This window comes from Acinetobacter sp. YH12241 (assembly GCF_013417535.1).
In the GTDB taxonomy this organism is placed as follows: Bacteria; Pseudomonadota; Gammaproteobacteria; order Pseudomonadales; family Moraxellaceae; genus Acinetobacter.
The window spans coordinates 62,125-74,922 of record NZ_VPDQ01000008.1 but is presented as its reverse complement, the minus strand read 5'-3'; the positions used below and the strand labels follow the sequence as shown (position 1 = coordinate 74,922).

General features: G+C 42.3%; 14 protein-coding genes. 6 read left to right on the top strand and 8 right to left on the bottom strand.

Annotated elements, in window-relative coordinates; all coding sequences use genetic code 11:
• Positions 1–94 precede the first annotated feature (94 nt).
• The gene (locus tag FTV18_RS06810; protein ID WP_180002590.1) at positions 95–1,297 is read left to right on the top strand and encodes a CynX/NimT family MFS transporter; all 1,203 of its coding nucleotides are present in this window, start codon (positions 95–97) and stop codon (positions 1,295–1,297) included.
• A 39-nt stretch (positions 1,298–1,336) separates the two neighbouring features.
• Here FTV18_RS06810 and gshB read toward each other — a convergent pair whose 3' ends face one another.
• Complete coding sequence (gshB, locus tag FTV18_RS06805) at positions 1,337–2,284, bottom strand: glutathione synthase (protein ID WP_159124190.1); 948 nt, start codon at positions 2,282–2,284, stop codon at positions 1,337–1,339.
• A 130-nt stretch (positions 2,285–2,414) separates the two neighbouring features.
• Between gshB and FTV18_RS06800 the strand changes: the two genes are divergently transcribed.
• Positions 2,415–2,609: a DUF3565 domain-containing protein gene (locus FTV18_RS06800; RefSeq protein WP_004781474.1), complete on the top strand. Its 195-nt coding sequence runs from the start codon at positions 2,415–2,417 to the stop codon at positions 2,607–2,609.
• A 141-nt stretch (positions 2,610–2,750) separates the two neighbouring features.
• Here FTV18_RS06800 and FTV18_RS06795 read toward each other — a convergent pair whose 3' ends face one another.
• Positions 2,751–3,062: a hypothetical protein gene (locus FTV18_RS06795; protein WP_159124191.1), complete on the bottom strand. Its 312-nt coding sequence runs from the start codon at positions 3,060–3,062 to the stop codon at positions 2,751–2,753.
• Positions 3,063–3,487: 425 nt separating this feature from the next.
• A complete protein-coding gene (gene pyrE, locus FTV18_RS06790) occupies positions 3,488–4,138 on the bottom strand; it encodes an orotate phosphoribosyltransferase (protein ID WP_125279724.1) in 651 nt (216 codons plus the stop codon).
• Positions 4,139–4,179: 41 nt separating this feature from the next.
• Here pyrE and FTV18_RS06785 point away from each other — a divergent pair, with 41 nt between their 5' ends.
• Both FTV18_RS06785 and FTV18_RS06780 read left to right on the top strand, forming a co-directional pair.
• Positions 4,180–4,998, top strand: a complete 819-nt coding sequence (locus FTV18_RS06785; protein ID WP_159124217.1) for an exodeoxyribonuclease III — start codon at positions 4,180–4,182, stop codon at positions 4,996–4,998.
• Between the two features lie 469 nt (positions 4,999–5,467).
• Complete coding sequence (locus FTV18_RS06780) at positions 5,468–5,818, top strand: Spx/MgsR family RNA polymerase-binding regulatory protein (RefSeq protein ID WP_159124193.1); 351 nt, start codon at positions 5,468–5,470, stop codon at positions 5,816–5,818.
• Between the two features lie 86 nt (positions 5,819–5,904).
• On the opposite strand, the gene FTV18_RS06775 is transcribed toward FTV18_RS06780, so the two are convergent.
• Positions 5,905–6,342 carry a DUF2147 domain-containing protein gene (locus FTV18_RS06775; RefSeq protein WP_004781465.1) on the bottom strand — a complete coding sequence of 146 codons (438 nt, stop codon included), beginning with the start codon at positions 6,340–6,342 and terminating at the stop codon, positions 5,905–5,907.
• 155 nt (positions 6,343–6,497) lie between these two features.
• Between FTV18_RS06775 and FTV18_RS06770 the strand changes: the two genes are divergently transcribed.
• Positions 6,498–7,409, top strand: coding sequence for an alpha/beta hydrolase (locus FTV18_RS06770; protein WP_180017272.1), 912 nt, complete (start codon positions 6,498–6,500; stop codon positions 7,407–7,409).
• A gap of 72 nt (positions 7,410–7,481) precedes the next feature.
• Here FTV18_RS06770 and FTV18_RS06765 read toward each other — a convergent pair whose 3' ends face one another.
• Positions 7,482–8,051 (bottom strand): FMN-dependent NADH-azoreductase, encoded by a 570-nt coding sequence (locus FTV18_RS06765; protein ID WP_180017274.1) that lies wholly within the window; start codon positions 8,049–8,051, stop codon positions 7,482–7,484.
• A 263-nt stretch (positions 8,052–8,314) separates the two neighbouring features.
• Here FTV18_RS06765 and FTV18_RS06760 point away from each other — a divergent pair, with 263 nt between their 5' ends.
• Positions 8,315–9,505 carry a GGDEF domain-containing protein gene (locus FTV18_RS06760; RefSeq protein ID WP_180017276.1) on the top strand — a complete coding sequence of 397 codons (1,191 nt, stop codon included), beginning with the start codon at positions 8,315–8,317 and terminating at the stop codon, positions 9,503–9,505.
• Between the two features lie 58 nt (positions 9,506–9,563).
• Here the strand turns inward: FTV18_RS06760 and dsbD are convergent, their stop codons facing one another.
• From dsbD to FTV18_RS06745, 3 genes are read right to left on the bottom strand one after another with little or no spacing between them, the layout of a single operon-like run.
• Positions 9,564–11,408 carry a protein-disulfide reductase DsbD gene (gene dsbD / locus FTV18_RS06755; RefSeq protein WP_180017278.1) on the bottom strand — a complete coding sequence of 615 codons (1,845 nt, stop codon included), beginning with the start codon at positions 11,406–11,408 and terminating at the stop codon, positions 9,564–9,566.
• A 17-nt stretch (positions 11,409–11,425) separates the two neighbouring features.
• Entirely contained in the window at positions 11,426–12,193 is a 768-nt protein-coding gene (locus FTV18_RS06750; RefSeq protein WP_180017280.1) for a transporter, read from the bottom strand.
• A 24-nt stretch (positions 12,194–12,217) separates the two neighbouring features.
• Entirely contained in the window at positions 12,218–12,760 is a 543-nt protein-coding gene (locus tag FTV18_RS06745; RefSeq protein WP_004781453.1) for an ankyrin repeat domain-containing protein, read from the bottom strand.
• Between the last annotated feature and the right edge of the window lie 38 nt (positions 12,761–12,798).

The window sequence follows — 12,798 nt, the reverse complement described above, 5'->3', positions numbered from 1 at the left end:
TATAAATCTGAATAAAATTTTATGTTATCCCTATATCTATATAAATTTTTTTAAATTGATCCGCCTATTCCTTAACTGGACTCAAGCATTATAGATGTCAAAAATATCAATTCGTGATCTATGGATTATTTTAGCCGGTTATCTGGCGGCCATGCATGTCGGCAAACTGTCTGCTATTATTCCTATTCTGCAACAGGATTTAGGCTTAAGTTTTACGCAAGCCGGGTTTTCCCTATCTTTAGTACAAGGGGCCGGGATGCTATTCGCCCTTTGTATTGGTGCTTTTTCGGAAAAAGTGGGTTTAAAGCGCTGCATGATTTTGGCGTTAATCATTTTAGGACTGAGCAGTATCGCTGGCCTTTGGATTCAGCATGCCACAGCCTTATATTTCTTCCGCTTTACCGAAGGGATTGGATTTTTAACTATTTCCTTGTGCGCGCCTGCAATTTTAAAACGGATCAGTCGGCCTGAAACACTGAATTTTAAAATGGGACTCTGGAGTTCCTATATGGGTGTCGGTGTCAGTCTTGCTGTTTTTAGTATTCCTGTTTTACTCGAATACCTGAACTGGCAGAATATTTGGGCTATTCTCGGCAGTCTATGCTTGATTATTGCAGGCATTATTAAACGATACCTGCGAATAGATTCAATGGCATTTGCATCTAACACAATTCCTCAACCAGTACCGTCAAATACTTCATTCTGGCAGATTGTCAAAGTTACCCTTACCCATCCACCCATTCTGTGTTTAGCTATTATTTTTGCCTGTTATACCAGTCAGTGGATTACCGTGACCGGGTTCCTGCCCAGCATGTACGTCGAACATGGTATTGATTTAAAAGTTGCAGGCGTTCTGGTTTCAATCGTGGTACTTGCCAATCTGGGCGGCACTTTTGGTGCAGGTATGTTGTTACAACGTGGCTGGAAACCCAAGACGCTATTCAGTACCGGATTTACAGCCATGCTGTGCAGCAGCTTTCTGGCTTTTGCAGCCAGTTCATGGCTCATGTTCGACTTACAGTTTATAAGTGCTGTACTGTTTTCACTGATTGGTGGAATTATCCCGACCACTGTTTTTGCCATTACTTTGCAGCATGCCCCGCGTGCCAATGCCGCAGCAGCCAGTGTGGGTCTGGTTTTACAGCTTTCAGCCTGTGCTCAATTTTTTGTGCCGCCTTTGAGCGCAGCACTAGTTTCGACTACACAGAATTGGGCTTATATCGCGGCAGTTACCGCCAGCCTCTCTATATTAGGAATCTTAATGACCCTGCTTTTATTCAAGCATTATGGCCAATAAAAAGAGCCTCAGACGAGGCTCTTTTTTATTATTGAAAGCTTAGGCTTGACCCAGACCGGCTTCCAGTACATCAAACAGGTCATCTGCAATGGAGGTACCAAACTGAGTATCAATTTCACGGATACAGGTTGGACTGGTGACGTTAATTTCAGTGACATAATTGCCAATCACATCCAGACCGACAAATACCAAACCTTTTTCTCTGAGATAAGGCCCCACTTGCGCTGCAATGGCTCTATCATTCTCAGTTAATGGACGTGCTTGACCTAAACCACCTGCTGCCAGATTGCCACGCACTTCACCATTTTGCGGAATACGGGCCAGACAATACGGTACTGGTTCGCCATTGATCATCAGGATACGCTTATCCCCTTCTACAATTTCAGGAATATAACGCTGTGCCATAATCGGCTGGTTACCATTGTTGGTCAGAATCTCAATGGTTGAGCCAATATTGATACCATCCTGATAGAGACGGAAAATTCCGGTGCCGCCCATACCATCCAATGGTTTTACAATCACATCAACATGCTCTTTTAAAAATTCACGGATCAGGCTTTGTTGCGACGTTACCAAAGTCGGAACTTGCAGGTGCGGGAACTGAGTAGCAAACAGCTTTTCATTGCAGTCACGCAGGCTTTGCGGTTTGTTGATAATCCATGCTCCTTCACGTTCTGCCTGTTCCAGAATATAAGTGGTATAGACAAAGTTCATGTCGAATGGCGGATCTTTACGCATCAGCACCACATCATAAGCCGCAATCGATTCTTTTTTCTTTTCACCCAGTTCGTAGTAATGGTTATAGTCTTCAAATACCTGCAAAGGCGAGATCAGACCAAAGGCCTTACCTTGGTCGATATATAAATCTTGCTGTAATGCATAACCCAGTTCATGTCCACGGCGTGCAGCTGCCCATAACATGGCCATGGTTGAATCTTTTTTCAGGTTTACATTTTCGATGGGATCCATCACAACAAGTACGCGCATGTCTCTGTGCTCTTTCTTAAAAATACATTAGCAAGGAGTATAGCCTGTGCAGTTTCTTTTGTTTATGGTGATTTTGCATGACTAATTTTGTATAAATGCTTAAATACTTTAATCAACAAGAGCATTTATCATGCAGCAGGCAATTGTCGGCTTTCATCTGGATGAAGAAAATCATTGGGTCGCTGAACTGGCCTGTGGTCATGGTCAGCATGTGCGGCATGATCCACCTTGGCAAAACCGTCCTTGGGTCATGACCGAACAAGGCCGTAAAGAAAAACTGGGCGTCTTATTGGACTGCAAAAAATGTGAAATACACGAGGATTAATATCTTCTAAATCAAATCAGTATATATACTCACCCTGAGTATTTTATCGCGTTTAGAAAATTGATTAAAACCTGAATAAAAATAATAATACCTTGCTTATAAATGCATTATCTTTCAACTAAATACATCTAATTTTATGATTTAACGATTATTTTTTGAAATCATGGTTCCCAGCATAATAATAAAGGTACTGACTCCGCCAATCAGTAAGCTCATTAGGGCAATTTCCAAGGTAATTTTATGATGCCAGCTCTGATCAGGAATCCAGGGCAAATTCAGATTTTCACCAAAGATAAAGTTAATAGTACATATGATCAGAAAGCCGATTGTTGTAGAGATCAGTAAAGTCACCACCAGGTTTTTCCACATCTTGTAGCCCACCAGCATGACAATAATGGCCAAACCTACCACCGTTATAATCGATATAAATAAAACACTGTTCCAATAATCCATTCCTAGTACTCTTATTTTAAATCAATTAAAATTATGAAATTCTTATAATTAATTACTTAATGTTTATTTTAATATAGGCGGATTACAATTTGTAAACAATGACCATAACTATCTTATTAATTTTATTTGTAAAGAGACTTTATGAGGTTTAATTCATGCTTTAATGAGTTTCTTTTAAAAATATTGTTCTTTTTAGATAAAATAATTTTGATCAAGATTTATATATTGAGAAGAATATTTATATAAAATTTAATTTTGAAGAAGATAATATAACTTATCAAATTTAAAGTTTATCCAGATCAGAATTTCTATCTTATTATTTATATTTCTTTTAAATACAGTCGCCTGAACAGAACTTCTCTTCCCATAAAAAGTAAAGCCCTAGATTACTAGGGCTTATACATCTTCATGTGGTGAATTGGATTTTAGATTCCGTATTTCACACGATAAGCTTCCATTTTCGCCAATGCTTCGCTATCGCCTTTTGCATCTAGGTAATTCATTAAATCTTTCATAGTAATCAGTGCATGTACTGGAATTTCCAGCTCTTTTTGTACTTCCTGAATAGCAGATAATTCACCTTGGCCTTTTTCCTGACGGTCAAGAGCAACCAGTACACCAGCAATTTGCGCACCGGCATTTTTCAGGATAGTGACCACTTCACGAATCGCAGTACCGGCTGTAATCACATCATCAATGATCCAGACTTTTTTCCCTTCCACTGAAGCACCGACCAGCACACCACCTTCACCGTGATCTTTGGCTTCTTTACGGTTAAAGCCCCATGGCACGCTGACGCCATGATTTTGCGATAGTGCCACTGCTGTAGCTGCTACAAAAGGAATGCCTTTGTATGCTGGTCCAAAAATCACTTCAACATTGTCACATTCAGTTAATTTTGCAGCATAGCCAGAAGCCAGTAGTGACAAGGCTTCACCATCATTGAGCAAGCCAGCATTAAAAAAATAAGGACTCACACGTCCTGATTTTAAAGTAAACTCACCAAATTTAAGCACACCACGTGATAATGCGAGTTCGATAAAAGCTTGCGGGTTAAACTGAGCTGGCGTTGACATGAGGTGCTCCTAAATCCATTAATTAAGGGTAAGACTTGCGCATGATACCAAAGAGTAGCTATCCAGGTGATCAAAAAATTCTTCGTGTCGTTTCAATTAATGTCAACGGTTTACGTTCCTCTGTCAGCAAGGGCTTGCTAGAGTGGATCGAACAGTCTGATGCCGATGTGATCTGCATGCAGGAAAGCCGGATCACCCATGCGCAGTGGACTGATAAATTTAAGCCTGAAGGCTGGTATACCCACCTGTTCCCTGCCGAGCGTCCAGGTTACGCGGGTACAGCGATTTACAGCCGTCTGCCATTTGTTTCCATTACCGATGGTTTGGGTTTTGAACTGGCCGATTCTCAAGGTCGCTTTATCTCGGCAGAATTTGACTTGGGTCTGGAAAAAACAGCACATATCTGTTCGCTGTATTTACCTTCAGGTTCTTCGGGCGATGAAGCGCAGGCACGTAAAGATCACTTTCTGGAAGAGTATAAAAAGATCCTGAAACAATGGCGCGATGAAGACAAATCCATCATTGTCTGTGGTGATTACAATATCGTGCATAAACGTATCGATATTAAAAACTGGTCCGGTAACCAGAAAGCATCGGGCTGCTTGCCGCATGAACGTGCATGGTTGGATCATATCTATGATGAACTGGGTTATGTCGATACGTTCCGCGAAGTCCGTAAAGAAGCCGAGCTATATTCCTGGTGGTCGAATCGTGGTCAAGCCCGCGCCAAGAACGTGGGCTGGCGGATTGACTATCAGGCCTGCTCACCGGACTGGAAAGACCGTACTGTAAATGCCTGGGTCTATAAAGATGAATGGTTTAGTGACCATGCACCCGTGATTATTGACTATAAAATCTAAAACTGACCGAAAGATTGAGTGAACATTCGTTCACTCAATTAAGGTTTATTACCTACACTACATGACGTATTTTCAGGTTTATCTTCAGACCCTAACAGCGCATGATACTCACACGGCACAGGGATATGTCAGGATGACACTATAAGGACAGGACGCCGTAGGAAGAAAATAAAACAAACTATCAGATTTAGCTTGTTTTTCATGGATGTGACAACGGACGTTGTATTGAGACCCGCATAATCAGGATGATTAGATGCGGGTTTTCTCATTTCAGTACCTTCATTTTTTTCTTATTCTTAAACTTTACCATTTACTTTTTAATACCCATTCTGCTCTTAAACGATGTCAATCGAATGACATGTCTTTTAAATATTGCTTAAAAACAAGCTTCTTGGAAGCACATAGGCGATCGGCATAAATTCAGCTAAGCTAAGCCATCAATAAATAAACTGTTTGGGATACAGCGAGCATGCTCAAGATTTATGGCATTAAAAACTGCAATTCAATGAAAAAAGCTTTTGATTTACTTAATGAATTGGGACTGGCTTACGAATTTCATGATTATAAAAAACAGGGGATCGACGCGGATACGGTTAAAACCTGGCTGGATGCTTTAGGCCAAGATGTGGTACTGAACAAGAAAGGCACTACCTGGCGTAAACTCACTGCAGAAGAACAGGAAAATGCGCTTGCCAGTGAAGATAATCTGATTACCGCCTTAACTACTCATACCAGCTTAATCAAACGTCCGGTATTACAGACTGCAACTGGTTTTATCGCTGGTTTTGATGAAGCCGCTTATCAAAAGCTAAAAGACTAATCATCCCAGATGAGCTGGAAGAATAAAAAAAGCCTGACTTCTGTCAGGCTTTTTTATGGTAGTTTTTAGAGAACGGTCATGATCTATTATTTGGCACGAATCCAGGTTTGGTTACGACCTAAAGCAGACACGCCGATATAACCGCGCAGCTCAAGCTTCTTGCCACCATCTGTCAGGTTGCCTTTCAGCTTATAAGTTTTACCAGATTTTGGATCCAAGATCGAACCACTGTCATAGCTGGTTCCACCTGTATTTTTCAGGCCTTTCACAATCGTTAAACCTTTCAGCGATTTATTGTGATATGGACCTTCGCATTTTGTACAAGCATTTTCTTCACCCGGTGTTAATACCGATTGGATGCTTGCAGACAATGTCCCATTTTTTTGCTCAGTAAATTTTACTATAGCCTTTGGCTGTTTGGTTTCATCATCAATCGTTTTCCAAACAGTACCATTTAAGGGATCTGCAGCATTGGCCAGCGCAGATAAGCCGAGTAGTCCTAACATTAGCGTAATTTTTTTCATTTTTCTTCATTTCCCTAGTCTGAGATAGACCGATGTAGTATTAAAAAGTCACAACATTTTTGCAATTTTTACCTGTGACTATTTAGTGTAACCTTGTAAATATTGTTGGTAAATAATCCACATAATCAATAAAAGCAGAAAAAGATGGAAAGAAGATGAAGATGAGCCCAGTGACGAAACAATTAATTACAGAAAGTCTTTTAAAAGCGACCATCCGTGCGCCTAGTCGGTTCAATCTTCCTCCAAGCTCCTTGCGGGTCGCACTGGAGCAGATGTGCAAGATTTTTCCGCAAGATAAGTCCGTACAAATCCGTTCACTCCGACTGGCGGGTATACATGCCGAGGAAATCAAGCCGCAACAGGAATCCAGCCAGCTGATTTTTCATATTCATGGCGGTGCTTTTTATCTCGGTTCCTTAAATACCCATCGTGCCTTTATGACCCAGATTGCCGCTCGCACCCAGATGCAAGTACTGCATATTGATTATCCTCTGGCACCTGAATCTGCTTATCCTGAACCTTTGGAGGCCCTATTTGATGTCTATAATCTGTTATTAGATCAGGGCATTCAGGCCAAGGATATTATTCTGTCCGGAGATTCGTGTGGTGCTAATCTGGCATTGGCATTGGCACTCAAGTTACAGCAGGAAGACCTACCACAGGTGAGTGGACTGATTCTACTTTCCCCTTTCCTTGATCTGACCCTGACCAGTGAATCACTACGCTATAATCAGAAACATGATGCCCTACTGTCGATTGAAACCCTGAAAACCGGGATTCAGTATTATGTACCGAGTACAATGGATCGTGGCGATCCGGAAATTTCCCCATTTTTTGCCGATCTCAGTGGTTTGCCACCGATGCATATACAGGTGGGATCTAAAGAAATTCTGCTGGATGATGCCACACGCTTCAAGGAAAAAGCGGAACAGGCTGGTGTCGAGGTTGAATTCAAGATATATACCGGGATGTGGCATAACTTTCAGATGTTTAGTGCCTGGTTTGAAGAGGCTCGACAAGCGCTAGCGGATCTTTCAGAATTTGCTCATCGTCTGGATCAAGACTAGAAATTTAAAAGAAGCCATAAAAAAGGTCAGCGATTGCTGACCTTTTTTTGTTCATTCATTTTCTATCGAATTTTAGATCTGGCTTACCTGCGCCATCGCAGTTTCAATTGCCTGCTGTTTCGCTACATCACCCATATTGACGCCTTCAGCGCGAATTACGTGCACATCAGTTACGCCAGTAAAGTTAAATACAGTTTTCAGGAAAGCTTCCTGGAAATCGACTGGGCTTTGTTCGCCATAAACACCACCGCGGCTACTGGCAATATAGACTTTCTTTTCACCTGCCAGACCCACTGGGCCATTTTCTGTATATTTAAAAGTACGCCCTGCCACACTAATGCGGTCAATCCAGGCTTTTAAGGTAGAAGGTAGACTGAAGTTATACATAGCGGCCCCAACCACCACGATATCCGCCTGTAAGTACTGCTGTAAAATCTGTTCTCCTAAAGCCGCCTGCTCAAGATTTTGACCCATCAAAATTTCGGCAGTTAAATGTGGAATCGGCTGTGCAGCCAAGTCCAGATATTCAAGCTCAACAGCCTCACCATGTTTCTGTTGAAGCTGTCCCACAATAGCTTGAGTCAACTGACGGGAAATAGAGGCATCACCTAAAATACTGGAATCAATCTGTAAAATTTTCATTGCTTAATCTGGTCCGTTCATTGTTCGGGAATGGACATAGCTTAATAAACTTTAAATAATGAAATAATGGGTTTAAATAAAACACTTCATTGCGTATTTAGAACAATAAATTTCCAGCTTAATTTTTCTCCTTTTTTTAATTTTTGATAAATATTACTGATTATCAATGAATTAATTTTATGTTATATTTCTGTAAATAATTAAAGCAATATTTTTCCATCTTTTAAAAACTTAGCAATAACAATAAAGGTCAGACCTGTTGTATGAAGCGAATGTCAGCAGTATTACAAAAATTCCAGAATCATCGACTCAAGAAATATCTGATCGAAGATGAAGTAGTGATGAACTGGGGGATTTTGAAAAAGTGTATCCTGATGCTGGCACTTGGCTGTGGCATACATATCAGCTGGCTAAGCTGGGACCTGTTTGTCCTGTCACATCCGCAATACTGGCAGCATGTCCATATTGATGTCGTTCGTTCAGAGATTCACATGAATGGCCTATTTTTACTGGCGCTGGTTCTTCTGATTTATCCCTGTTATAAATTTCAGGGCAATGCACTGATAGAACGATATTTTCCCTATCTGGCAGTGGGTATCTTTGTGGTTTCCCTGTGTCGGGATGCGTATATCGTGGGCGTGATCAGCCCGGTAGCCACAATTGCCTATGTTTGCCTGATGACGGTAGGTCTAGTCCTGTTTCACCGGAGACTGGTCTATAGCATGCTGATTCCGGCCTCCCTGTTTCTGGTGACTTGTGCCTATCTAAGCCTTAACCAACAACTGCCTTATTCACCACTTTTTAATATTCAGGACCAGTTTTTCCATAATAGCTTCTGGCTGTTATCAATGCTGTATTTTATCCTGCCGATTCTTGCTGTCTGCATGATTTTATTTGAGATTTTACTCAGTCAATGGCGCTATCGCGAACAGCTGATTAACCATCTCAGCCAGATTGATCCTCTGACCAATCTGTTTAATCGCCGTAGCATTAATCAATGTCTGGATCAGTTAAATAGTACTGCGACTTTTAACTATGCCCTGGTGCTGCTGGATCTGGATCATTTCAAAAAGATCAATGATTACTATGGACATCACAAGGGCGATGAAACACTGGTACAAGTTAGTGCGGTACTGAACCAGCAATTGCGTGAAAGTGATGTCGTCGGACGGTTCGGCGGTGAGGAATTTATTCTGGTTTTGAATAATTCTAGCCTGGAAAAAGCTCAGCAGGTAGCAGAACGTTGCCGAAGTGCGATCCAGCAACTACAAATTTTTAGTGATGAAGGACAATTGATCCCAGTGACTGCCAGCTTTGGTATTGCTATTTCAAAACCTGAATTACGCCCGCAACAACTTTTAAGCCAGGCCGATCAAGCCCTTTATCAGGCCAAAGCTAGTGGACGGAATCAAGTGAAATCTTATCTGGAACCTTTGAAAGTTCAACCAGCCTGATATTTTTATCGGCCTTATTCGCTTTAAAGCATGTAACAGAAAAGCTTTAAAGTGAATGCTAGAGCTGTTCTAAACGCTGTAGCTGTGCCAATAATTCTGCTTTACTAAATGCGCCAGTCAAACGTAAGCTGCGAATCTCCTGCTGCTTATTATCAAGAAATAAATAGGTCGGTGGTCCCAGAATTTCCCATCGGTTAAGTAAAGCCTGATGCGTAGCATCATACTGACTAAGATCAAGCTTGATCAGAAAATAAGGAGCTAAGGCCTGCTGGACAGCAGCTGCCTTTAATACTTTATGTTCAATCGGCTGACAGGCCACACACCAATCAGCATAGACATCAATAATGACCTTCTGCCCTTTCGGTACTGTAGCCAGTAACTGTTCAAATTCAGTGGCTGTTTTTGCTATATGCCAACTCCCCTGTTGTTGGGCAGTTTCAACAAAAAAACGCTGACTATGCTGATACTGACTATATGTAATATAAGGCACTGCAATAGCCAAACAGATGATATAGAGCCAGCGCAGTCCGGTATTTTTCCAGAATAATCGTGCCAGAACATAAACAACAAAGCTTAAGCCCAGCCCTAGCGACAGCCACTGCAATGCCGCTTCTGAAATCAGCGGACGAATAAAATACAAGGCCAAAGCTAGCATAATGAAAGCAAAGAGCACTTTCACCTGATTCATCCAGTGCCCGGCTCGAGGTAGAATACGTGCCCCCATAATACTGGCCAGCAGCAACGGGGTGCCCATACCGAAACCCAACGTAAACAACAGCACTGCGCCTTGCCACTGGTTCTGAGTCTGGGAAATAAATAATAAAGCACCGGCTAATGGTGCCGTCATACAAGGCCCAACCAGCAAGGCAGAAACAGATCCCATGATCGCAGCGCTAACCAGAGTTCCCCCTTGCTGCATCGCCTGAACCCGGTCCAGACGTTGCGTCAGACGCTGTGGCATTTTAATTTCAAACAGGCCAAACAGGTTGAGGGCAAATACCACAAATAATGCACTAAATGCCATCAGGGTGGCAGGTTGCTGTAACCAGCGCTGAAAGTTGAGTCCGGCTGAAGACGCGATCAAGCCTAATACCGCATAGACTGCGGCCATACTGCTTACAAAGCTTAGGGCAATCATCCAGGCCTTGATGCCTTTGCTATCACGAACAATTAATGAAGTTAAAATTGGCAGCATCGGCAAAGAGCATGGCGTAAATGCCAGCAAAATACCCAAGCCAAAAAATAACAATAATCCATAAGCCAGCGAACTTTCAGCGAGACGTGCAGACCATTGCTGATCCTGTGCTGAGTCGCTGCTGGATCGTGTAGAAATGACTTCAACGATTTTACTGTCTGTATTTCCTGATTCTAGATCATCAGCAGAATTTTCCAGAATTCGATTGTGCTGTGAGGAAGAGCTACTTAGATCCAGTAACCGTTTATTACCCGAGCCAGTAGATTCATATTGCACCAGACCAGATAGGTCAGTTTTGAATTCAACGGTTTGGGGTGGGTAACAAAGCCGGTCTTTGGCACAGCCTTGCCAGCTGACCTGATAAGTTTGACCCGCCTGTGTCGGAATCTGAACTTTTAATTGCTGATAATAAACCTGGGTATGACCGTAGTTTTCATCATATAGATCTTCAGCGGGTGGTAGTTGCAAGGTCATCGGCTGACTTCCCTGCTTTAGCTCTACCTTATGCTGATAAAGATAATAGTTTTGTGGAATTTCCCAGCTAAGTTCAGTCTGTTGCTGAGTGACTGAACTGATACTCAGAGGAAAAGCCTGCTCAGGCGACAATAAGGGCGCTTCTGCCTGAGCAATATTGCTAAGCAACACTGTGCCCAATAAGACTGGAGAAAATACTTTTCTCCCGATCTTAAACTGAAGTGCTTTGGTCATATCGAAATAAGAGCAGCTTAGAATAGGAACGATACGCCCAAGCCTGAGAAGTAACCTTTATTCTGGCCTTCCAGATCCACCCCGATACTGGCATCAAGTTGTACCTGATCATTCAATGCATACATGACACCAGTGCCTAGCGCATATTCATTATCCTGACTTTCGGCTTTGCGATAAATCAGTTCCGAATAACCTGACCAGCGATCAGCAATCTGATAGCCTAAAGTCGGAATCGCAGTAATCGCCCAGTTGCTATCCTGCCATTCATAACGCATGGTCAGTGCAGTATTCACCAAATCATTATATTGATAAGCAACTGCTGAGCTCAGACTGTAAATATCTTCTTCATTGCTAAAATTAGCATTACCTGTGGCAATAATGGCTTCAGCCATCAACGCCATACTGAGTTTTTCATCATCCAGATCAATGGCTTTTTTCAGGCCAATACTGACATCGCCTAGACCATCATCCTCTTCAGTCTGGCTATTGAACTTGGTTTGTGACCAGGCCGGACCGGCCCAGCCTAAACGTAATTCCAGATCATCAGTCAAACCGGTACGCAACAAGACGTCGGCATTTAAAGTGGTTTGTTTCAGCTTGCTTCCATCCACAGTCGCTTCGCTATAAGAGAAACTCGGTAAACCCTGTTCCCAAGCTAACTGACCCACTGGAACTGTACTAGTGCCCAGACCTTCACCTGGTCGGTCAAACTCTACCGCTGCACAAAGCTGTGCACTGACACCCGTCAGTGCCATCAAACCCAATATTCTTAAAGTTGTCTTCATCTTGCTGGAGCTCTTTCTTAAAATTTAATGTAATTCCTTGGTCATTTTTGCGCCATGACTACGCAATAATTCTAGGGTCTGTTTTTCTTCTTCCAGTGCTTCTGCCCAGTTAATTTCATCAAAATCACAATCAAAGAATAAATCACTAATCGATGACAGAATGGTTAATCCTTCTTCATCCTTGCTGTTCGGATTGACTTTTTCTTCTAATAGGCGCTGCACTGCAGGTACACAGGCTGCACTGGCCGCATCCCAAAGCGGGCCATAAACTTCTTCAGCATCCCAAAGATGCAAATTGACTTTGGCCTGGATCAGCGCTTCCAGAATCTGTAAATGTACATCCAGACGTTGCTGTTTTTCTTCAGCAGTTAAGGGACTGCCCGCTTCATAAGCTTCGCAGACTTCTTCCCACCATTTGAACAGGCCATCTGACCAGATGGAAATAACTGGGCCTTTTTCCAGATCAATAAAATTCGGGTTAAGTCCATCTGCCAAAAGCTGTTTGACCTGACCCAGATTGAGTTCTTCGAGTGCTTGCACAAAAAGCTGTTGTTGCGCAGTTAACATGATGGAGCTCACTTCAAATTCGTTTTTCACTATTATGC